The 19,543-nt window shown below is 71.5% G+C and carries 23 protein-coding genes; 16 read left to right on the forward strand and 7 right to left on the reverse strand.

Annotated features, from left to right (window positions below):
* The first annotated feature begins 18 nt into the window (after positions 1–18).
* Genes O6P37_RS12445 through O6P37_RS12455 form a run of 3 tightly spaced genes read left to right on the forward strand, consistent with a single transcriptional unit; the run spans position 19 to position 2,371 of the window.
* A complete protein-coding gene (locus O6P37_RS12445) occupies positions 19–1,167 on the forward strand; it encodes an 8-amino-7-oxononanoate synthase (RefSeq protein ID WP_269894348.1) in 1,149 nt (382 codons plus the stop codon).
* Positions 1,164–1,850, forward strand: coding sequence for a dethiobiotin synthase (gene bioD, locus O6P37_RS12450; protein WP_269894349.1), 687 nt, complete (start codon positions 1,164–1,166; stop codon positions 1,848–1,850). The genes O6P37_RS12445 and bioD overlap by 4 nt, the downstream gene beginning before the upstream one ends.
* A complete protein-coding gene (locus O6P37_RS12455) occupies positions 1,850–2,371 on the forward strand; it encodes a 2'-5' RNA ligase family protein (protein WP_269894350.1) in 522 nt (173 codons plus the stop codon). The genes bioD and O6P37_RS12455 overlap by 1 nt, the downstream gene beginning before the upstream one ends.
* Here O6P37_RS12455 and O6P37_RS12460 read toward each other — a convergent pair.
* Both O6P37_RS12460 and O6P37_RS12465 read right to left on the reverse strand, forming a co-directional pair.
* Positions 2,364–2,720 (reverse strand): MmcQ/YjbR family DNA-binding protein, encoded by a 357-nt coding sequence (locus O6P37_RS12460; RefSeq protein WP_269894351.1) that lies wholly within the window; start codon positions 2,718–2,720, stop codon positions 2,364–2,366. The genes O6P37_RS12455 and O6P37_RS12460 overlap by 8 nt on opposite strands.
* Positions 2,696–3,289 carry a TetR family transcriptional regulator gene (locus tag O6P37_RS12465; protein ID WP_269894352.1) on the reverse strand — a complete coding sequence of 198 codons (594 nt, stop codon included), beginning with the start codon at positions 3,287–3,289 and terminating at the stop codon, positions 2,696–2,698. Before O6P37_RS12465 ends, O6P37_RS12460 begins: the two co-directional genes overlap by 25 nt.
* 46 nt (positions 3,290–3,335) lie before the next feature.
* Here O6P37_RS12465 and bioB point away from each other — a divergent pair, with 46 nt between their 5' ends.
* The 3 genes from bioB to O6P37_RS12480 are packed head-to-tail and all read left to right on the forward strand — an operon-like array spanning position 3,336 to position 5,220.
* Entirely contained in the window at positions 3,336–4,331 is a 996-nt protein-coding gene (gene bioB / locus O6P37_RS12470) for a biotin synthase BioB (protein ID WP_269894353.1), read from the forward strand.
* Between the two features lie 11 nt (positions 4,332–4,342).
* Positions 4,343–4,570, forward strand: a complete 228-nt coding sequence (gene bsaP, locus O6P37_RS12475) for a biotin synthase auxiliary protein BsaP (RefSeq protein WP_264015657.1) — start codon at positions 4,343–4,345, stop codon at positions 4,568–4,570.
* Positions 4,567–5,220 (forward strand): DUF2567 domain-containing protein, encoded by a 654-nt coding sequence (locus tag O6P37_RS12480; RefSeq protein ID WP_269894354.1) that lies wholly within the window; start codon positions 4,567–4,569, stop codon positions 5,218–5,220. The genes bsaP and O6P37_RS12480 overlap by 4 nt, the downstream gene beginning before the upstream one ends.
* On the opposite strand, the gene O6P37_RS12485 is transcribed toward O6P37_RS12480, so the two are convergent.
* The gene (locus O6P37_RS12485; protein WP_269894355.1) at positions 5,156–6,508 is read right to left on the reverse strand and encodes a lipase family protein; all 1,353 of its coding nucleotides are present in this window, start codon (positions 6,506–6,508) and stop codon (positions 5,156–5,158) included. The two genes, O6P37_RS12480 and O6P37_RS12485, sit on opposite strands and share 65 nt — an antisense overlap.
* A 42-nt stretch (positions 6,509–6,550) precedes the next feature.
* On the reverse strand, positions 6,551–7,243 hold the full coding sequence (locus O6P37_RS12490; protein WP_269894356.1) for an NUDIX hydrolase: 693 nt from the start codon (positions 7,241–7,243) through the stop codon (positions 6,551–6,553).
* Positions 7,244–7,289: 46 nt separating this feature from the next.
* Here O6P37_RS12490 and nadA point away from each other — a divergent pair, with 46 nt between their 5' ends.
* Genes nadA through nadC form a run of 3 tightly spaced genes read left to right on the forward strand, consistent with a single transcriptional unit; the run spans position 7,290 to position 10,782 of the window.
* A complete protein-coding gene (gene nadA / locus O6P37_RS12495) occupies positions 7,290–8,315 on the forward strand; it encodes a quinolinate synthase NadA (RefSeq protein ID WP_269894357.1) in 1,026 nt (341 codons plus the stop codon).
* Positions 8,312–9,916, forward strand: coding sequence for an L-aspartate oxidase (locus tag O6P37_RS12500; RefSeq protein WP_269894358.1), 1,605 nt, complete (start codon positions 8,312–8,314; stop codon positions 9,914–9,916). The genes nadA and O6P37_RS12500 overlap by 4 nt, the downstream gene beginning before the upstream one ends.
* Complete coding sequence (nadC, locus tag O6P37_RS12505) at positions 9,907–10,782, forward strand: carboxylating nicotinate-nucleotide diphosphorylase (RefSeq protein WP_269894359.1); 876 nt, start codon at positions 9,907–9,909, stop codon at positions 10,780–10,782. Before O6P37_RS12500 ends, nadC begins: the two co-directional genes overlap by 10 nt.
* Here the strand turns inward: nadC and O6P37_RS12510 are convergent.
* The gene (locus tag O6P37_RS12510; protein ID WP_269894490.1) at positions 10,779–12,335 is read right to left on the reverse strand and encodes an alkaline phosphatase D family protein; all 1,557 of its coding nucleotides are present in this window, start codon (positions 12,333–12,335) and stop codon (positions 10,779–10,781) included. The two genes, nadC and O6P37_RS12510, sit on opposite strands and share 4 nt — an antisense overlap.
* A 188-nt stretch (positions 12,336–12,523) precedes the next feature.
* On the opposite strand from O6P37_RS12510, the gene O6P37_RS12515 reads away from it, so the two are divergent.
* Together O6P37_RS12515 and O6P37_RS12520 are read left to right on the forward strand one after the other, a co-directional pair.
* Positions 12,524–13,420, forward strand: coding sequence for an alpha/beta fold hydrolase (locus tag O6P37_RS12515; protein ID WP_269894360.1), 897 nt, complete (start codon positions 12,524–12,526; stop codon positions 13,418–13,420).
* Positions 13,417–14,004, forward strand: a complete 588-nt coding sequence (locus tag O6P37_RS12520) for a CGNR zinc finger domain-containing protein (RefSeq protein WP_269894491.1) — start codon at positions 13,417–13,419, stop codon at positions 14,002–14,004. Before O6P37_RS12515 ends, O6P37_RS12520 begins: the two co-directional genes overlap by 4 nt.
* On the opposite strand, the gene O6P37_RS12525 is transcribed toward O6P37_RS12520, so the two are convergent.
* Both O6P37_RS12525 and O6P37_RS12530 read right to left on the reverse strand, forming a co-directional pair.
* The gene (locus O6P37_RS12525; protein ID WP_269894361.1) at positions 13,969–14,610 is read right to left on the reverse strand and encodes a LysE family transporter; all 642 of its coding nucleotides are present in this window, start codon (positions 14,608–14,610) and stop codon (positions 13,969–13,971) included. The two genes, O6P37_RS12520 and O6P37_RS12525, sit on opposite strands and share 36 nt — an antisense overlap.
* Before the next feature lie 12 nt (positions 14,611–14,622).
* Entirely contained in the window at positions 14,623–15,006 is a 384-nt protein-coding gene (locus tag O6P37_RS12530) for a nitroreductase family deazaflavin-dependent oxidoreductase (protein ID WP_269894362.1), read from the reverse strand.
* Positions 15,007–15,098: 92 nt separating this feature from the next.
* Between O6P37_RS12530 and hisD the strand changes: the two genes are divergently transcribed.
* From hisD to priA, 5 genes are read left to right on the forward strand one after another with little or no spacing between them, the layout of a single operon-like run.
* Positions 15,099–16,415 carry a histidinol dehydrogenase gene (gene hisD, locus O6P37_RS12535; RefSeq protein WP_269894492.1) on the forward strand — a complete coding sequence of 439 codons (1,317 nt, stop codon included), beginning with the start codon at positions 15,099–15,101 and terminating at the stop codon, positions 16,413–16,415.
* Positions 16,412–17,545: a histidinol-phosphate transaminase gene (locus O6P37_RS12540; protein ID WP_269894363.1), complete on the forward strand. Its 1,134-nt coding sequence runs from the start codon at positions 16,412–16,414 to the stop codon at positions 17,543–17,545. Before hisD ends, O6P37_RS12540 begins: the two co-directional genes overlap by 4 nt.
* Positions 17,542–18,168, forward strand: a complete 627-nt coding sequence (hisB, locus tag O6P37_RS12545) for an imidazoleglycerol-phosphate dehydratase HisB (RefSeq protein ID WP_264013524.1) — start codon at positions 17,542–17,544, stop codon at positions 18,166–18,168. The genes O6P37_RS12540 and hisB overlap by 4 nt, the downstream gene beginning before the upstream one ends.
* Entirely contained in the window at positions 18,165–18,785 is a 621-nt protein-coding gene (hisH, locus tag O6P37_RS12550; RefSeq protein ID WP_269894364.1) for an imidazole glycerol phosphate synthase subunit HisH, read from the forward strand. The genes hisB and hisH overlap by 4 nt, the downstream gene beginning before the upstream one ends.
* A gap of 11 nt (positions 18,786–18,796) precedes the next feature.
* A complete protein-coding gene (priA, locus tag O6P37_RS12555) occupies positions 18,797–19,543 on the forward strand; it encodes a bifunctional 1-(5-phosphoribosyl)-5-((5-phosphoribosylamino)methylideneamino)imidazole-4-carboxamide isomerase/phosphoribosylanthranilate isomerase PriA (protein ID WP_269894365.1) in 747 nt (248 codons plus the stop codon).

The raw sequence follows: 19,543 nt of genomic DNA on the forward strand, positions 1-19,543 counted from the left end.
TCGAGAGGAGGGGGCCGGATGACACGCGCGGGCCTCTCACCGCTGGCATGGCTGGCCGACGTCGAGCAGCAGCGCCGCGCCGAAGGACTGCGCCGCTCGCTGCGGCCCCGCCCGCTCGTCGGCGCCGAACTCGACCTGGCCTCCAACGACTACCTGGGCCTGTCCCAGCATCCCGACGTCATCGCCGGCGGCGTCGACGCGCTGCGCACCTGGGGCGCCGGCTCCACCGGATCCCGGCTCGTCACCGGCAACACCGAGCTGCACGAGGGTTTCGAACGCGCGCTCGCCGACTTCGTCGGAGCCGAGTCGGCGCTGGTGTTCTCCTCGGGCTACACCGCCAATCTCGGCGCCGTCGTCGCACTCTCCGGGCCGGGGACACTGCTGGTCTCCGACGCGCTCACCCACGCCTCCCTGGTCGACGCCTGCCGGCTCTCGCGGGCCAGGGTCGCCGTGACGCCGCACCGCGACGTCAACGCCGTCGCCGCGGCGCTGGCCGGGCGCACCGAATCCCGCGCCGTCGTGCTGACCGACTCGGTGTTCTCCGCCGACGGCGTGATGGCGCCGCTGCGCGCGCTGCACGACGTGTGCCGGCGCCACGGCGCACTGCTCGTCGTCGACGAGGCGCACGGCCTCGGGGTGCGCGGCACCGGCGGGCGCGGGCTGCTGCAGGAGGTCGGCCTGGCAGGCGCCCCCGACATTGTCATGACCACCACCCTGTCCAAGGCGCTCGGCAGTCAGGGCGGTGTGGTGCTGGGACCGGCGGCGGTGCGCGCGCATCTGATCGACGCGGCGCGGCCGTTCATCTTCGACACCGGGCTGGCGCCCGCCGCGGTCGGCGCGGCGTGGGCGGCGTTGCGACTGCTGGCCGCCGAACCGTGGCGGGCCGGTGCGGTGCTCGATCGGGCCGCAGGCCTGGCCGACATGTGCGGCGTCGCCGAACGCCCCGAGTCCGCCGTGGTGTCGGTGGTGCTCGGCGAGCCGGAGGTCGCACTCGCGGCGGCGGCCGACTGCCTGGAGCACGGGGTGCGGGTCGGGTGTTTCCGGCCGCCGACGGTGCCCGCGGGGACGTCGCGGCTGCGGCTGACCGCGCGCGCGTCGCTCACCGACGACGACATGGCGCTGGCCCGTGACGTGCTGACCCGCGCGCTGGCCGCGGCCCGCGGGTGACCGTCTGCCTCGTCTCCGGCACCGACACCGGCGTCGGCAAGACGGTCGCGACGGCGGCGCTGGCGTGCGCGGCGCGGTTGGCCGGCGTCGACGTCGCGGTCTGCAAACCCGTACAGACCGGCGCCTGGTCCGACGACGGTGACGGCGACGACGACCTGGCCGAGGTGCGACGCCTCTCGGGGGTGACGTCGCTGCACGGGTCGTGGCGTTATCCCGAACCGCTGGCTCCGGTGGCCGCGGCCCGCCGCGCCGGCCTGCCGCTGCCCACGCTCGGCGATCTGGTGGACTCGGTGCGCGCGGTGGACGCTCCCGGCCGGCTGACGCTGGTCGAGGGGGCGGGCGGGCTGCTCGTGCACGTCGGCGCCGACGGCGCGACGCTGCGCGACCTCGCGATGGCGCTGTCCGCGCCGGTGCTGGTGGTGGTGAAGGCCGGCCTCGGCACCCTGAACCACACCGCGCTGACGCTGGAAGCGCTCGCCCGCGATGACGTCCCGTGCGCCGGCGTGGTGATCGGCGCGTGGCCACCGCAGCCGGGTGTGGCCGAGGCGGACAACAGGGAGTCGCTGTCCGGACTGGCACCGGTGCGGGCGGTCCTGCCTGCGGGCGCGGGAACCATGAGCGCGGCGGAGTTCGAGGCGATGAGCGCTGCGGCGTTCGACCCCGGCTGGATCGCGAGTCTCTAGTGGTGCACAGCGTCGAGCTGATCTTCGACGACGACACCGATGCCGCGATCCGGCAGGTGTGGGACGAGCTGATGGCGGCGCGCGTGCGGAGCCAGGCGGGGCACAGGTCGCCGAGCAACCGTCCGCACGTGACGCTGACGGTCGCCGAAGGGATGGACGCCGCGGTCGACACGGCGTTGCGTCCCGTGCTGGCGCGGCTGCCGCTGGAGTGCACGATCGGCGCGCCCATGCTGTTCGGCGGCCGCGCCTTCACGCTGGTGCGGCTGCTCGTTCCCTCGGCGGAACTGTTGGCGCTACACGGGGAGGTCCATCGGCTGTGCCTGCCGCACATGCCGAACGGCGTTCTGCCGCATGCCGATCCGGGTCACTGGACGCCGCACGTGACGCTGGCGCGACGCGTTCCGGCCGACCAGCTGCCCGCCGCGTTCGCCGTGGCGTCCGTGACGCGCGACGTGCGGGGCCGCGCCGTCGGGCTGCGGCACTGGGACGGCGACGAGAAGATCGAGTATCCGATCAGCTGAGCGTCGCGGAGACGCTCTTCGGCACGCACATCCGCCAGCCGTCGATCACCAGCTCGCGCACCTCCTCGAGCTCGAATGCGGCGAGGCGCAAGTGGATCCAGTTGAATCTCATGTCGGACTCCCGCGGCGGCAGGAACCTGTCCGGCTCGGACGCGATCATCGCGGCCCGTTCCTCCTTGGGGAACGCGACTCCCATCACCGTCTCGTCGCGGGAGAGGGCCGCGAAGACGATGGCCCCCACGCGGAACTTGATCTGATCGCGCACCACGACCTCATAGGCCCTTGGCAATGTCGCGGTGACAGCGCGCACGTCGTCGACGGCGATCACGGTCGCGTCCCGCGCACCCATTCGTGTTCGGCGACTCCGATGCCGTTGACCAGCAGTTCGACGCCGAAGCCGAATCGGGCGGTGGCGTCGTCGCCCAGCGCCGACTGACCCTCGGGAAGCTCCGCGCCTGCGGCGTCCCACTGCAACCGGGACTGCTCGTCGGCGGTGAAGCCGAGCACGTAGTAGACCACCGTGCGGGCCGCCAGATCCGTGTGCGCGGGGTCGACCCCGGCATCGGTCGCCGCCGCGCCGAGGTGTCCGACGATCCGGGTCATCGCCTCGGACTGGCCCGCGGCGAAACTCGCCGAGACCAGCTCGGCGCCGTCGGTGTGCGACAGCAGCGCGTCGCGCAGCGTGCCGGCGAGGCCGGCGATGCGATCACGCCAGCCGCCGGGCACGTCGCCGACCGGTTCGAGGATGCGATCGGCCACCGCGCCGAGGAGCTGCTGCTTGTTGGCGAAGTGCCAGTACAGCGCCCCCGCTGTGACGTTGAGCTCACGGGCGAGCCGGCGCATCGTCAGGTCGCTGATGCCGTACTCGTCGAGGATGGTGGTCGCCGCGTCGACCACGTCGCGTTTGTGCAGCTGCACGCGACTATCCTAACCTGAACACCGTTCAATACGTGAGGAGTAACGGGTGAGCGACATTCTGGCAGTGGCACGCGAGCAGGTGCTCGAACGCGGCGAGGGTCTCACGCAGGACCAGACGCTGCAGGTGCTGCAGCTGGGCGACGACCGCCTCGACGACCTCCTGGCGCTCGCCCACGACGTGCGGATGAAGTGGTGCGGACCCGACGTCGAGGTCGAGGGCATCATCAGCCTCAAGACGGGCGGGTGCCCCGAGGACTGCCACTTCTGTTCGCAGTCCGGGCTGTTCGCCTCCCCGGTCCGCAGCGCCTGGCTGGACATCCCCAGCCTGGTCGAGGCCGCCAAGCAGACCGCCAAGACCGGCGCGACGGAGTTCTGCATCGTGGCGGCGGTGCGCGGCCCGGACGAGCGGCTGCTGGCGCAGGTCGCCGCGGGCATCGAGGCCATCCGCAACGAGGTCGACATCCAGATCGCCTGCTCGCTGGGCATGCTGACCGAGGAGCAGGTCGAGCAGCTGGCGGCGATGGGCGTGCACCGCTACAACCACAACCTGGAGACCGCGCGGTCGTTCTTCACCAACGTCGTCACCACCCACTCGTGGGAGGAGCGCTGGGACACGCTGCGGATGGTCCGCGAGGCCGGCATGGAGGTGTGCTGCGGCGGCATCCTCGGCATGGGGGAGTCGCTGGAGCAGCGTGCGGAGTTCGCCGCCAACCTCGCCGAGCTGGACCCGCACGAGGTGCCGCTGAACTTCCTCAACCCGCGTCCCGGCACGCCGTTCGGCGATCTGGACGTGCTGCCCGCGTCGGAGGCCCTCAAGGCGGTCGCGGCGTTCCGGCTGGCGCTGCCGCGGACCATGCTGCGCTTCGCGGGCGGGCGCGAGATCACGCTCGGCGACCTGGGCGCCAAGCAGGGCATCCTCGGCGGCATCAACGCCGTCATCGTCGGCAACTACCTGACCACGCTGGGCCGGCCCGCCGAATCGGACCTCGCGCTGCTCGAGGATCTGCAGATGCCGATCAAGGCGCTCAACGCGACCCTGTAGAACCGTAGGTGATGAGCCACGAACTGCCGGCGCCGGTGAGCGCCGGTGTCTACAACGTCTACACCGGCGGGCCCGCGGGCAGCGTCGTGCCGACGGCCGCGCAGCTGGGGCTCGAGCCGCCGCGGTTCTGTGCCGGCTGCGGGCGCCGGATGATCGTGCAGGTGCGGCCGGACGGGTGGTGGGCGAAGTGCTCGCGGCACGGCCTGGTCGACTCGCACGACCTGGAGATGCAGCGGTGAGCACGCCGACGGCGCCGGAGGCCGGCCGCAGGCGCGCGGTCCTGGTGGTGATCGGTGGGCTGGTCGCCGCGGGCGTGCTGGTCGGGGCGCTGTGGGCGGTCCTGGCGCCGCCGGTGCACGGCGTGGTGGTGCTCAACCGCCAGGGTGAGCGGGTCAAGGCGTTCCTCGGCGACGAGGCGGACCACTTCTTCACCTCGTCGGCCCTGTTGGTCGGCATGCTGCTGGTGGTCGCCGTGGTGGCCGCGGTGATGCTCTGGCAGTGGCGGGTACACCGGGGACCGGTGCTGGTGGCGGCTCTCAGCGGCGGGTGTGCTCTGGCGGCCGTCGCTGCCGCGGCGGTCGGCGCGGGGCTCGCGCGGCTGCGCTACGGCGCGGTGGACGTGGCCGCCGCCCCGGTGTCACCCGAGCACCGGGTGCACTACGTCACCGAGGCGCCCGCGGTGTTCTTCGGTCACTCGCCGCTGCAGGTTCTGGTGACGATCCTGTTCCCGGCCGCCGTCGCGGCGCTGGTGTACGCGCTGACCGCTGTGTCCACCGCGCGCGACGACCTGGGCGGATGGCCGCCGCAGGATGAGCGGCGACTGCCTACTGATCGAACTGGGACAGCGGACGACGCTCAACCCGTCGGCCCGCAATCACCTTCGCGCTGATCACCCCGAGCCGCAGCATGCCGCGGTAGGTCGACGGGTTCAGCAACGTCGGCCACTTGGTCCGCGTCATGTGGGCGCTCAGCGGGCGGCCGGCGAACCGGTCGCGCAGCCAGCGCAGCGTCATCGGCGCCGACATCGGGTGCAGCAGCATGTGCTCGCTGAACATGTCCCGGTGGTAGGTGACGTTGGCGCCGCCGCTGCAGTAGGACTCGATCAGGACGTCGATGTCGTCGACGGAGACGATCCGGTCGTGCACCGCCTGCACGATCAGCACCGGCGGGGTGGGCACGGCGGTGCCGAGCTTGATGCGGTCGAAAACGGCCTGCACCTGCGGTGTCTGCAGGATCTGCTCGAGCGGCGCGTCGACGAGCTTGCCCATGTCCATGCCGATCCAGCGCAGCACGGCGTGTGCGGTCGTCATCTTCTCGATGCGCAGCAGCATCGCCTTGCCCTCTTCGGTGGCATGCTCCTGGATCACCTCGTCGAGCTCGGGGAAGGTGTGCGTCAGCGCCGCAACCACCATCGCGGGCAGTCCGGAGAAGAAGCTGCCGTTGAGCCTGCGGAACGCGTGGCCGAGGTCGGCCACCGGCGAGCCGAGAACGGCCCCCACCACGTCGAGTTCGGGCGCGTAATCCCCGCACACCTCGGCCGCCCAGGCGGTGGCCAGGCCGCCGCCGGAGTAACCCCACAGGCCGACCGGCGCGTTCGCCGCGAGGCCGAGGCGCTCGCAGTTCTGCGCGGCCCGCACCCCGTCGAGGATGTGGTAACCCGGCTCGTAGGGAGTGCCCCAGAAGCCGTCGGCGCCCTCGTGGTCCGGGACGGACACCGCCCAGCCCTCGGCCAGCGCCGCGGCGATGAGAAGGAATTCGAGCTGCGCCAGCGCGCCGATGGCCTTGGCGCCGCGCCGCAGCGCATAGGACGGGAAGCAGCGCCCGGCCACCGCGTCGATGGCGCACTGGTAGGACATGACCGGACAGGGCCGCGTGGTGTCACGCTGCGTGGGCACCACGACGGTGGTGACGCCGGCCTGCGGCTCGCCGTTCATGGACGTGGTGCGGTAGAGCAGCTGGGTCGCGGTGAACTTCTGCGGGACGAGGCCGAGGAACGCCAGCTCGACGTTCCGCGACCGCAGCACGGTGCCGGGCCGGGCGTGTTCGTATCCGGCCGGCGGCTGGTAGAAGGGATCCCTGCTCGGGAGGACCGGTCGGGTCCGTGGCGCGACGTCCTCGTGCAGCGGCTGGCCGATCCACTCGGCGCCGGTGTCCCGTGCCGCATTGCCCAAGTCCATCCGGCCACTATCCCTTAAGAGGTCGTTAAGAAGCCAGTCGACTCACCCGGGCGGGCGCAACGCGGCGAACTCGTCGGTGACGCGGTAGCGCGACTCGGCGAACCGGAACAGGGCGGGCGGCCGGCCGCCGCTCCTGCCCGAACGCGCGGTGGTGCCGGTGCGGCTGATCACCTGGCGTCGTTCCAGCACCCGTTGCAGATTGGTGGCGTCGACCTGGTAGCCGAGTGCGGCGCCATAGATGTCGCGCAGCGTCGATAGCGCGAATTCCTTGGGAGACAACGCGAATCCGATGTTGGTGTAGGAGAGTTTGGCCGCCAGCCGGGCGTGGGCGTGTTGCACCATCGGCTCGTGGTCGAACGCCATCTCCGGCAGCGCGCTCACCGGGTGCCAGCGCGTGTCGGCGGGCAGGGCCGGCGTGGCGGGGGAGGGCACCAGGCCGAGGAAGGTCGAGGCGATGGTGCGGGTGCCGGGCACCCGGGCTGGGTCGGAGAACACGGCCAGTTGCTCGAGGTGAGCGAGTTCACGCAGGTCGACCTTTTCGGCGAGCTGGCGCCGCACCGAGCTGATCAGGTCCTCGTCGTCGCCGAGCCGCCCGCCGGGCAGTGACCACCTGCCGCGTTCGGGGGCCAGCGCCCGCTGCCATAACAGCACGTGGAGGGCGGGTTGCCGGGTGTCCAGCCCGCGAACCTGGAACACGACGGCGAGCACTTCGTGGGCAGTGCTACGATTGGCCATGTTTTCGATCATAAGTCGAAAACCTCACCGAACGAAGGAGGCGACCGTGACGGTTCTGGACCGGACGTTCGCAGGAGATCACTCCGGAAGCTTGGCAGACGACGTCGCGCCCACCGAGGAGTGGGCGGCCGAGGTCCGGCGGCTGGCCCGCCAGCGCGGCGCCACCGTGCTGGCGCACAACTACCAGCTGCCCGAGATCCAGGACGTCGCCGACCACGTGGGTGACTCGCTCGCGCTGTCGCGGATCGCCGCGGAGGCGCCCGAGGACACGATCGTGTTCTGCGGTGTGCACTTCATGGCCGAGACCGCCAAGATCCTCTCGCCGCAGAAGACGGTGCTCATCCCGGACCAGCGGGCGGGCTGCTCGCTGGCCGATTCCATCACCGCCGACGATCTGCGGGAGTGGAAGGCCGAACACCCTGACGCCGTGGTGGTGTCCTACGTCAACACCACCGCCGCGGTGAAGGCGCTGACCGACATCTGCTGCACGTCGTCCAACGCCGTCGAGGTGGTGGCCTCCATCCCGGAGGACCGCGAGGTGCTGTTCCTGCCGGACCAGTTCCTCGGCGCACACGTCCGGCGGGTCACCGGCCGGACGAACCTGCACGTGTGGGCCGGTGAATGCCACGTGCACGCCGGCATCAACGGTGACGAGCTGGCCGAGCAGGCCCGCACGCACCCCGATGCGGAGCTGTTCGTCCACCCCGAATGCGGTTGCGCCACATCGGCTCTCTATCTGGCCGGCGAAGGATCGTTCCCGGCCGAGCGAGTGAAGATCCTGTCCACCGGTGGCATGCTCGACGCCGCCCGCGAGTCCAAGGCACGCCAGGTGCTGGTGGCCACCGAGGTCGGCATGCTGCATCAGTTGCGCCGTGCCGCACCGGAGATCGACTTTCAGGCCGTCAACGACCGGGCGTCGTGCAAGTACATGAAGATGATCACCGCTGGTGCGCTGCTGCGCAGCCTGACCCACGGCACCGATGTCGTCGACGTCGATCCCGAGACCGCCCGGCTGGCCCGGCGCAGCGTGCAGCGGATGATCGAGATCGGTCAGCCCGGCGGCGGGGAATGACGCGTCTCGCCGCGTGCGGCGGCGGCATGTGGCAGGTCCGCGCCGACGTCGTGGTGGTCGGCACCGGGGTGGCGGGACTCGTCGCCGCGCTCACCGCGCAGCGTCACGGCAGCAGGGTCCTGGTGCTCAGCAAGGCCTCGGAGTCGGAGGGGGTGACGGCCACCTTCTACGCCCAGGGTGGCATCGCGGTGGTGCTGCCCGATGGCCTGGCCGACACCGACGACTCGGTGACCGCCCACGTCGCCGACACGCTGGCCGCCGGCGGTGGCCTGTGTGACCCCGACGCGGTCCGGTCGATCGTCGCCGACGGCTACCGTGCCGTGGCCGACCTCGTCGACGACGGCGCCCGCTTCGATGAGAGCGCAAGCGGGCGTTGGGCATTGACCCGCGAGGGCGGGCACACCCGGCGGCGCATCATCCACGCGGGCGGCGACGCCACCGGCGCCGAGGTGCAGCGTGCGCTCGACCGGGCGGCGGCCCGCCTCGACATCCGGCGTGACCACGTCGCGCTGCAGGTGCTGCACGACGGCGCCGCGGTGACGGGCCTGCTGGTGCTCAACGCCGACGGCCTCGGCGTGGTGCACGCCCCGACGGTGATCCTGGCGACCGGCGGACTGGGCCAGCTCTACTCGGCCACCACCAATCCGGAGGGGTCGACCGGTGACGGTGTCGCGCTGGCACTGGAGGCGGGCGTCGCCGTCAGCGACGTCGAGTTCATCCAGTTCCACCCGACCATGCTGTACACCGGACCCGGTGGCGGCCGCCGCCCGCTGGTCACCGAGGCGATCCGCGGTGAGGGTGCGAACCTCGTCGACGGGAGCGGCGCGCCGGTGACGGCGGGGGTGCACCCGATGGGTGACCTCGCGCCGCGCGACGTGGTCGCCGCGGCGATCGACGACCGGCTGCGGCAGACCGGTGACCCCTGCGTGTTCCTCGACGCCCGGCGCATCGACGACTTCGAGCGCAGGTTCCCCACCGTCACCGCGGCATGCCATGCGGCAGGCGTCGACCCCGTCCGCGAGCCGATCCCGGTCGTGCCGGGTGCGCACTACAGCTGTGGCGGCGTGATCACCGACGTCGCAGGCCGCACCTCGCTGCCCGGCCTGTTCGCGGCGGGCGAGGTGGCCCGCACCGGCATGCACGGCGCGAACCGGTTGGCATCCAACAGCCTGCTCGAAGGCCTGGTGGTGGGCGGTCGAGCCGGCCGCGCGGCCGCCGGGCACGCCGCGGCCTGCGGTGCCCCGCGCGCCGAGGTCGTCGATCCGGCCCCGGTCCCCGCGGCGCCGCGGGCCGGACTGCAGGCCGCGATGAGCGCGAACGCCTCGGTGGTGCGCGACGGAGCGGGCCTGCGGCACCTGCTCGACACGCTCGACGACGCGCCGCTGCGCCGGATGCGTGGGCGTGCCGACGCCGAGGACGCGGCACTCACCCTGACGGCGCGGGCCGTGGCGGCGGCCGCCGCGCACCGCACCGAGTCGAGAGGCTGCCACCACCGCGGGGACCATCCGGACACCGATCCGCACCAGGCCGTGAGCATCGGCATCACCCGCGACGCCGACGGCCGCGTGCACGCACAGGAGGAGATCGCGGCATGCTGCTGACGACGCTGAGCGAGGCGGAACTGCGGGAGGCCCGCGACACGGTCACCCGGGCGCTCGACGAGGACCTGCGATACGGCCCGGACATCACGACCCGGGCCACGGTCGCCGAGCACGCCACCACCACCGCGGCGATGGTCACCCGCGAACCGGGCGTGGCCGCCGGACTGGACCTCGCGGTGCTCGTCCTCGACGAGGTGATCGGCCGCGACGCCTACCGGATCACCCACCGCGTGGACGAGGGTGCCCGGCTCGACGCCGGGGACGCGCTGCTCACCGTCGAGGGGCCGACCCGGGGCCTGCTGACCGCCGAACGCACCATGCTGAACCTGGTCTGCCACGTGTCGGGGATCGCGACCGCCACCGCCGCATGGGTGGACGCGGTGGCCGGCACCGACGCCCGGATCCGCGACACCCGCAAGACGCTGCCGGGACTGCGGGCGCTGCAGAAGTACGCGGTGCGGGTCGGCGGCGGGGAGAACCACCGGATGGGCCTCGGCGACGCCGCGCTCATCAAGGACAACCACGTCGCGGCGGCAGGCTCGGTGGTGGCGGCGCTGCGCAAGGTCCGTGCGGCGGCCCCCGACCTGCCGTGCGAGGTCGAGGTGGACTCCCTGGAACAACTCGACGAGGTGCTGGCGGAAGGCTTGGGAGCCGACGGACTGGTGTTGCTCGACAACTTCCCGGTCTGGCAGACCCAGATCGCCGTGCAACGCCGCAACAACGCCGCGCCCGCCACCAGGCTCGAGTCGTCGGGCGGGCTGACCCTCGACACGGCGGCCGACTACGCCCGCACCGGGGTGGACTACCTGGCGGTCGGCGCACTCACCCACTCCGTGCGGGTGCTCGACATCGGCCTGGACGTCTAGGCCGCCGGGAGCGCCTTCGACCACAGCACAGCGCCGGTGCTGTCACAGAGGTTGACGGTGAGGGCTCGCGAATCCTTGTCTATAGTCACCTCGCCGAAATGCTGGAAACCCTCTGCGGGCGAGGTGTTCTCCTCGGTCGGTGCGTGTACGAACTCGTATGCCGCGCCGAAGGTTCCGTCGAGCGGGCTGGCCGGGAACGCGCCCGCGTTGAGCGGCCCGGAGACGAACTCGTAGAACGGGCTGAAGTCTGTGAACGCCGCCCGGTTGGGGTGGTAGGAGATCGCCGCCGTGCAGTGCACGTCGGCGGTCAGGTAGACGATGTTCGGGACGTCCTTTGTCACGGTGAGGATCCGGGCGATCTCGGCCTCCCGCCCGAGCGGCCGGCCCGGATCACCCTGAGCCACGCCCTCGATCGACTTCGGCCCGCTCGGCGGATCGGACGCCGCGTCGGGGACGACGATCCCCAACGGCAGGTCGTTGGCGACCACCTTCCACGTGGCTTTCGACGCGCGAAGGGAGTCGATCAACCACTGCGACTGCGCGGCGCCGAGCACTCCGGCACCACCGCCGGTGGACCAGGCGTCCGGATTGGGGTTCTTGTAGCTGCGCATATCCAGCATGAAGACGTCGAGCAAAGGACCGTACGCGATCCGGCGGTGGACCCGCCCGCCGACGGACTCGCTGACGTCGATGGGTTGCCACTCCCGCCACGCCTGATACCCGAAGCCGGCCAGCGCGTCGAGATCGGGTTGGGTGTAGCCCTTGCGTGACTGACCCCCGAGTTCCTCGCCCGGGTACCAGTTATTGATGACCTCGTGGTCGTCCCACTGGACGAGTTGCGGCACAGCGGCGTTGAAGTACAGGTAGTTCGCGTCGGTCAGGTTGTACTGGTAGTTGCCGCGGAACTGGTCGAGGGTCTGGGCCACCTGGTCCTTCGCGGGTGCGGTGACGTTGCGGTAGATCTTCCCGTTGTTCTGCTTCTGGGTGGCCGTGATGGGGTTGTCGGCGTAGATCGCATCACCCGAGTGGATGAAGAAGTCGGGCCGGCGGTCGGCCATCACCCTCCAGACCGTCATGCCGCCGGTGTCGGCGTTGATGCCCCAGCCCTGGCCGGCGACGTCGCCCGACCAGAGGAACCGGATGTCGGCGGGCGCGGCCGGGGCGGTGGTGAAGACTCCGGTGAGTGGTTCGCCCCGCGCCCCGTCGTCGCCTTCCAGGGTCACGCGATAGTGCACCTGCTGACCCGGTTCCAACCCGGTGAGGCGGAGGCGTCCGGTCCCGTCGCTGTCGGGTGTCAGCAGCGGGCCGCGCACCAGGACGGGATCCCTGAACTCCTCGCTGGACGCGGTCTCCACGATCATGGTCGCGGGGGTGTCCGACCGGGCCCAGAGCAGCGCTCCGTCGGGCCGTGGATCTCCGGATGCCACCCCGTGTGTCAGCCGGGGTCGTGCCCGCACCAGACCGGGTGCGGATGTCGCGGCGGACCCACACGAGGTGAGGGCGCCGCCGGCGAGAGCTGCGCCGGCGGGCACGAGGAGTGCTGCGCGCAGCATCGACCGGCGCGGAAGGCGATTCGTCACTCGACGAGAGTGGCCACACCGCGATGCGCGGGGGTGTCCACGAGATGAACCGCGAATGAGCATCGACGGCACGAGCCGGCATCCACATCGGGAAGAGTAACTGTTAAAAGGTTGATAACGGTTACTCTAGGGAGAGCGACCTCGATGAAAGGAGTCCTCCCGTGAAACGCACCGTCAAGACCAGGCACCTCTACCGCCACGTCGACGGATTGCGGGTGCACTACCGCGAGTCTGGTACGCCGTCGTCGACGGCCGTGCTCCTGCTGCACGGCTTCCCGACGTCGTCGTACTCGTTCCGCGACGTGCTGCCGGTTCTCGGGGAGCACGTCTATGCGATCGCCGCCGACCTGCCGGGGTTCGGCTTCTCCGATGCGCCGCCGCTCGAGGAGTTCGAGTACACCTTCGAGCACCTGTCCCGGGTCATCGAGTCGCTGCTCGACGACCTCGGCGTGCAGCGCTACGTGCTCTACGTGACGGACTACAGCACGCCCGTCGGATATCTGATGGCGATGCGGCGCCCGGAACGGGTGCTCGGCCTCGTCCTGCAGAACGGCAACACCCACGAGGCCGGGCTGCACGAGGCGTGGGACGCGCCCCGCCGGTTCTGGGCGGACCCGACGCCGGCGAACCGGGCGGCGCTGCCGGACTGGCTGAACTTCGACGGCACCCGTGACCAGTACATCGGCGGCCTGCCGGAGGAGCTCCAGGACCTCCATCCGCGCGAGTCGTGGCATCTCGACTGGGAACGGATCTCCCGGCCCGGGAACGTCGACGTCCAGTTCCAGCTCTTCTACGACTACCGCAACCACGTCGCCCGGTTCCCCGACATCGCGGCCTATCACCGTCAGCATCAGCCGCCGTGCCTGGTGCTCTGGGGCAGGCACGACCCGTTCTTCGACATCGCCGAGGTGCTGGCGTACCACCGGGACATGGCCACGCTCGACGCCCATCTCTACGACGGCGGCCACCAGCTGCTCGAGACCCACGCCGCCGAGGTCGCCGAGCTGCTGGTCACCTTCGTCGGGGACGTGCTGGACCGGGCGGGGGCCAGGACCTGAGCACCACATGGACCGACGGCCACTTCGTCGCCGGTGACGTCGTACTCGACTTCGCGAACACCGTCTACCGGCGGACGCCGGAGCTGGGCGCCGACCTGCTGGACAGTGCCGACGACCTCGCCGGCTGGTTCGCGCACGCGGCGCTGCTGCCGTCGGGCGCGCAGGTCTCCTTGACTGAGCTGCGGGAGGCGCGTGAGCTGCGCGCGCTGTGCTGGGCGGTGTTCGACGCGCAGCGCGACGGTCGTCGGCTCCCGTCGGATGCGCTCGCCGGCCTGCTGGCGGCCGCGCACCGGGGGATGGCAGGCGACGTCGCGGTGCATCCCGACGGTTCCGCGGCGGCAGGCGCCGCGGCCGGGGCGCTCACCGTTCTCGCGCTGCGCGCGATCGCGCTGGTGCTGCGCCCCAACGCCAGGCCGGTGCGGACCTGCGACCGCTGCGGCTGGTTCTTCGTCGACAGCTCCCGCGGCCGGCGCCGCCGCTGGTGCAGCATGCAGACCTGCGGAAATCAGGCGAAAGCGGCACGGTTCCGGTCAGCGCACCCGGATGGGTCAGGCGGTCGCGGGCCCGCCGCGGCGGACCAGTGACAGCACCACCGCGGCGGCGGCGAACAACCCGGACAGTGACCGGTTGAGGATCGTCTGCTGCCGCGGGGTGTGCAGCCAGCGGATCAGCCGGGCCGCCAGCCCGGTGTAGAGCCCCATGACCACGAGGTCGACTGCGACCATCGTCGCCCCGATCGCCAGGTACTGCGGCAGCAGCGGCGCGGTCGGGACCACGAACTGCGGCAGCACCGCGAGGAAGAACACCAGGCCCTTGGGGTTGGTGGCGTTGACCAGGAAACCGCGCACCAGCAGGGCGATGCGGCCGCCGTCGACGGTCCTGCCGACCTGGGCGCGCAGGTCGACGGCCGCGGCTCGCCACTGGTGCACCGCGAGGTAGAGCAGGTAGGCCACCCCGATCCACTTGATGATGTGGAACGCCAGGATCGAATTGGCCACCGCCGCGCCCAGTCCGACGGCCACCAGCGCCAGCTGCAGCATCAGCCCGACCTCGAGGCCGGCGATCGACCAGTACCCGCGCCGCACGCCGTGGGTGAGGCCGGTCGCCATGCACTGCACGGCACCCGCACCCGGGGACACGCTGATCAGGACCGCCGCGCCCAGGAACGTCAGCCACACCTGGAAAGCCATGTCAGCAGTCTGTCAGGTGACGTCCGCCACGAACACCGCGAGATTCTTGGCCTGACGCCGGGCGAAACCGGGCAGCGCCGCGACGGTCGAACCGGGCGGCACGACACGGGGATTGCCGAGGTGCACCCGGTCCCGGAACAGCTGGAGGTCGGCCTCACCGGCGGCGAGCACATTGCGCACCCAGTCGGTTTCGCCGTGGCCGAGCACGATCGCCACCTCGCCGCCGCTGCGGTAGGCCGTGACCGGGGTCTGGTAGGTGCGACCACTTTTCCGGCCGCGGTGCGTCAGCTTCGCGATGCCCGGCAGCCGGCCGGCGAGCGGCCTGATCACCGGGTTCATGTACTTGATCTGAATGCGGTCCAGCCACTCGGGGAACATCCTGGGCAGGTCGGCCACGACGCCTCCATATCGATTTGTGCAGCTCTGGGACAATGGTCCATGTGAATGTATCGCCGACCGGCTCCGAGGTCGCCACCAGCGCGGCAACGGTGATCGCCCGAACCGATCTGCGCGGCCGCACCATGACGGCAGCGCAGCTGCGGGCCGCGCTGCCACGCGGCGGCGTCGACGTGGAGTCCGTCGTGCCCAGGGTCCGGCCGATCGTCGACGCGGTGGCCGAGCGCGGGGCCGAGGCCGCCCTGGAGTACGGGGAGACCTTCGACGGCGTCCGTCCCGCGGCCGTGCGAGTTCCGGTCGCCGAAATGGGCGCCGCCCTGGACGCACTGCCCGCCGACGTGCGGATCGCCCTCGAGGTCGCGATCGAACGGACCCGTGCGGTGCACGCCGACCAGCGCCGCACCGACACGACCACCACGCTCGGCCCCGGAGCCACGGTCACCGAGCGCTGGGTTCCCGTCGAGCGGGTCGGGCTGTACGTGCCCGGCGGCAACGCGGTCTACCCGTCCAGCGTGGTGATGAACGTGGTGCCCGCCCAGATCGCCGGGGTGGATTCCCTCGTCATCGCCTCTCCGCCGCAGGCCGCGTTCGGCGGGCTGCCGCACCCGACGATCCTCGCCGCGGCCGCACTGCTCGGCGTCGACGAGGTGTGGGCGGTGGGCGGTGCCCAGGCCGTCGCGCTGCTGGCCTACGGCGGCGCCGACACCGACGGCGCCGAGCTCGCCGCGGTGGACATGATCACCGGGCCCGGCAACATCTACGTCACCGCCGCCAAGCGCATCTGCCGTTCGCAGGTCGGCATCGACGCCGAGGCCGGCCCCACCGAGATCGCGATCCTGGCCGACCACACCGCCGACCCCGTGCACGTCGCCGCCGACCTGATCAGTCAGGCAGAACACGACGAGATGGCCGCCAGCGTGCTGGTCACCGACAGCGTCGCCCTGGCCGACGCGACCGAACGCGAACTGGCCGAACAACTCCGGACCACCGTGCACCGGCAGCGGGTCGCGACGGCGCTGGCGGGCAGGCAGTCGGCCATCGTGCTGGTCGACGACCTCGACGCGGGTGTGCGCACCGTGAACGCCTACGCCGCCGAGCATCTCGAGATCCAGACCGTCGACGCCCCCGAGGTGGCGCTGCGGATCCGGTCGGCGGGGGCGATCTTCGTCGGACCCTATTCGCCGGTCAGCCTCGGCGACTACTGCGCGGGCTCCAACCACGTGCTGCCCACGGCGGGGTGCGCGCGGCACTCCAGCGGCCTGTCGGTGCAGACGTTCCTGCGCGGCATCCACGTCGTCGACTACACCGAGGCCGCGCTCAAGGACGTCTCGGGATACGTCATCACCCTGGCCAATGCCGAGGACCTGCCCGGCCACGGCGAAGCGGTGCGGCGGAGGTTCGAGAGATGACCGTCGGAGAACGCGTCGGCCTGGCCGACCTGCCGCTGCGCGACGACCTGCGGGGCAAGTCGCCCTACGGTGCGCCGCAACTCGCGGTGCCGGTGCGGCTGAACACCAACGAGAACCCGCACCCGCCGAGCCGGGCGCTGGTCGACGACGTCACCCGGTCGGTGGCCGCGGCCGCGGCGGACCTGCACCGCTATCCGGACCGCGACGCCGTCGCGCTGCGCACCGACCTCGCCGACTACGTCGGGCTGCGGACCGGTTGTCCGGTCAGTGTCGAGAACCTCTGGGCGGCAAATGGTTCCAATGAGATCCTGCAGCAGCTCCTGCAGGCGTTCGGCGGCCCCGGCCGCTCCGCGATCGGATTCGTGCCGTCCTATTCGATGCACCCCATCATCGCCGACGGCACCCAGACCGAGTGGTTGGCGGCCGCCCGCGCGGACGACTTCGGCCTCGACGTGGACGTCGCGGTGGCCGCGGTCACCGAACGCAGGCCCGACATCGTGTTCGTGGCGAGCCCGAACAACCCGTCGGGGCAGAGCGTTCCGCTCGACGACCTGCGCAGGCTCCTCGACGCGATGCCTGCTGGGATCCTGATCCTCGACGAGGCATACGGCGAGTTCTCCGCACAGCCCAGCGCGGTGCGACTGGTCGAGGAGTACCCGGACCGGCTGGTCGTCACCAGGACGATGAGCAAGGCCTTCGCGTTCGCCGGCGGCCGGCTCGGCTACCTGATCGCCGCGCCCGCCGTGATCGACGCGATGCTGCTGGTGCGGCTGCCCTATCACCTGTCGTCGGTCACCCAGGCCGCCGCGCGGGCCGCCCTGCGGCACGCCGACGACACGCTGGCCAGCGTGGCCACGCTGATCAGCGAGCGCGAACGGGTGTCGGCCGCATTGTCCGGCATGGGATTCCGTGTCATCCCGAGCGACGCGAACTTCGTGCTGTTCGGTGAGTTCGCCGACGCACCCGCCAGCTGGCAGTGCTACCTCGCCGAAGGCATCCTGGTGCGCGACGTGGGCATTCCGGGTTATCTGCGGGCCACCACTGGTCTCGCCGAGGAGAACGACGCGCTGCTGGCGGCCAGCGCAGAACTCGCCGCCGCCGAGCTGGTCCAGCCCCTAGGAGCATCATGACCGACATCCTCGCCGGCACCCGCCGCGCCCGGGTCGAACGCAAGACCAAGGAGTCCGACATCGTCGTCGAACTCGACCTCGACGGCACCGGCATCGTCGACATCGCCACCGGCGTACCGTTCTTCGACCACATGCTGACCGCGTTGGGCAGCCACGCCAGCTTCGACCTCACCGTGCACGCCACCGGCGACGTCGACATCGAGGCGCACCACACGGTGGAGGACACCGCGATCGTGCTCGGCCAGGCCCTCGGCCAGGCGCTGGGGGACAAGAAGGGCATCCGCCGGTTCGGCGACGCGTTCATCCCGATGGACGAGACCCTCGCCCACGCCGCGGTGGACGTGTCGGGGCGGCCGTACTTCGTGCACACCGGGGAGCCGGAGTTCATGGTCGAGTTCACGATCGCCGGCTCGAGCGCGCCGTACCACACCGTCATCAACCGGCACGTGTTCGAGTCGCTGGCGTTCAACGCGCGCATCGCGCTGCACGTCCGTACGCTCTACGGCCGCGACCCGCACCACATCACCGAGGCCCAGTACAAGGCGGTGGCCAGGGCGCTGCGCCAGGCCGTGGAGTACGACGCCAGGGTGACCGGCGTCCCGTCCACGAAAGGCACGCTGTGACAGCCAGAGTCGTCGTGCTCGACTACGGCTCGGGCAATCTGCGCTCCGCGCAGCGCGCGCTGGAACGCACCGGCGCAGACGTGGAGGTCACCGCCGACGCCGACGCCGCCCTGAACGCCGACGGCCTCGTGGTGCCGGGCGTCGGTGCGTACGAGGCGTGCATGGTCGGGCTGCGCGGGATCGGCGGCGAGAAGATCATCGCCGAGCGGGTGACGGCGGGGCGGCCGGTGCTCGGAGTCTGCGTGGGCATGCAGATCCTGTTCACCCGCGGCGTCGAGTTCGGGGTGGAGAGCGCCGGATGCGGGCAGTGGCCGGGTTCGGTGGTCCGCCTTGACGCTCCGGTCACGCCCCACATGGGCTGGAACACGGTGGACGCGCCTGCGGGCACCACGCTGTTCGCCGGGCTCGACCCCGACACCCGGTTCTATTTCGTGCACTCCTACGCCGCGCAGCAGTGGGAAGGCGACCCGGCCGCGAAGCTGACGTGGGCCACCCACCACGTCCCGTTCCTGGCCGCCGTCGAGGACGGGGCCCTGGCGGCGACCCAGTTCCACCCGGAGAAAAGCGGTGACGCCGGGGCGACGCTGCTGGACAACTGGGTCCGCGGGCTGAGCTAAGGTTGCCGACCGTGCCTGCCGACACCCCGCTGATCCTGCTGCCCGCCGTCGACGTGGTCGAGGGCCGCGCCGTGCGCCTGGTACAGGGCAAGGCGGGCAGCGAAACCGAGTACGGCTCGGCGCTCGACGCCGCCATGGGCTGGCAGCGTGACGGCGCCGACTGGATCCACCTCGTCGACCTCGACGCCGCGTTCGGCCGTGGCTCCAACCGGGAACTGCTCGCCGACGTGGTGGGCCGCCTCGACGTCGCGGTGGAACTGTCCGGCGGCATCCGCGACGACGAGTCGCTGCGTGCGGCGCTGGCCACCGGGTGCGCCCGGGTCAACATCGGCACCGCGGCCCTGGAGAACCCGCAGTGGTGCGCGCAGGCGATCGCCGAGCACGGCGACAAGGTGGCCGTCGGACTGGACGTGCTCATCGAGGACGGCAGGCAGCGGCTGCGCGGGCGCGGCTGGGAGACCGACGGCGGGGACCTGTGGGAGGTGCTCGACCGGCTCGACCGGGAGGGCTGCTCGCGCTACGTGGTCACCGACGTCACCAAGGACGGCACGCTCACCGGTCCCAACCTCGACCTGCTCGGCGCCGTGGCCGACCGAACCGATGCGCCCGTGATCGCCTCCGGCGGCGTGTCAAGCCTCGACGACCTGCGTGCGATCGCCACCCTCACCGGCCGCGGCGTCGAGGGCGCGATCGTCGGCAAGGCGCTGTACGCGGGCCGCTTCACGTTGCCGCAGGCGCTGGCAGCGGTGGGCGAGTAA

The organism is Mycobacterium hippophais, from assembly GCF_027529605.1.
In the GTDB taxonomy this organism is placed as follows: domain Bacteria; phylum Actinomycetota; class Actinomycetes; order Mycobacteriales; family Mycobacteriaceae; genus Mycobacterium; species Mycobacterium arseniciresistens.

Bases quoted from the DNA above. Each gene is read 5' to 3' on its own strand.
- hisB (WP_264013524.1), top strand. From the start codon at position 17,542: ATGACCGACATCCTCGCCGGCACCCGCCGCGCCCGGGTCGAACGCAAG.
- O6P37_RS12510 (WP_269894490.1), bottom strand. From the start codon at position 12,335: ATGCTGCGCGCAGCACTCCTCGTGCCCGCCGGCGCAGCTCTCGCCGGC.
- O6P37_RS12485 (WP_269894355.1), bottom strand. From the start codon at position 6,508: ATGGACTTGGGCAATGCGGCACGGGACACCGGCGCCGAGTGGATCGGC.
- nadC (WP_269894359.1), top strand. From the start codon at position 9,907: ATGCTGCTGACGACGCTGAGCGAGGCGGAACTGCGGGAGGCCCGCGAC.
- O6P37_RS12525 (WP_269894361.1), bottom strand. From the start codon at position 14,610: ATGGCTTTCCAGGTGTGGCTGACGTTCCTGGGCGCGGCGGTCCTGATC.
- bsaP (WP_264015657.1), top strand. From the start codon at position 4,343: ATGAGCCACGAACTGCCGGCGCCGGTGAGCGCCGGTGTCTACAACGTC.
- O6P37_RS12500 (WP_269894358.1), top strand. From the start codon at position 8,312: ATGACGCGTCTCGCCGCGTGCGGCGGCGGCATGTGGCAGGTCCGCGCC.
- O6P37_RS12445 (WP_269894348.1), top strand. From the start codon at position 19: ATGACACGCGCGGGCCTCTCACCGCTGGCATGGCTGGCCGACGTCGAG.
- O6P37_RS12540 (WP_269894363.1), top strand. From the start codon at position 16,412: ATGACCGTCGGAGAACGCGTCGGCCTGGCCGACCTGCCGCTGCGCGAC.
- O6P37_RS12490 (WP_269894356.1), bottom strand. From the start codon at position 7,243: ATGGCCAATCGTAGCACTGCCCACGAAGTGCTCGCCGTCGTGTTCCAG.
- O6P37_RS12460 (WP_269894351.1), bottom strand. From the start codon at position 2,720: ATGGGTGCGCGGGACGCGACCGTGATCGCCGTCGACGACGTGCGCGCT.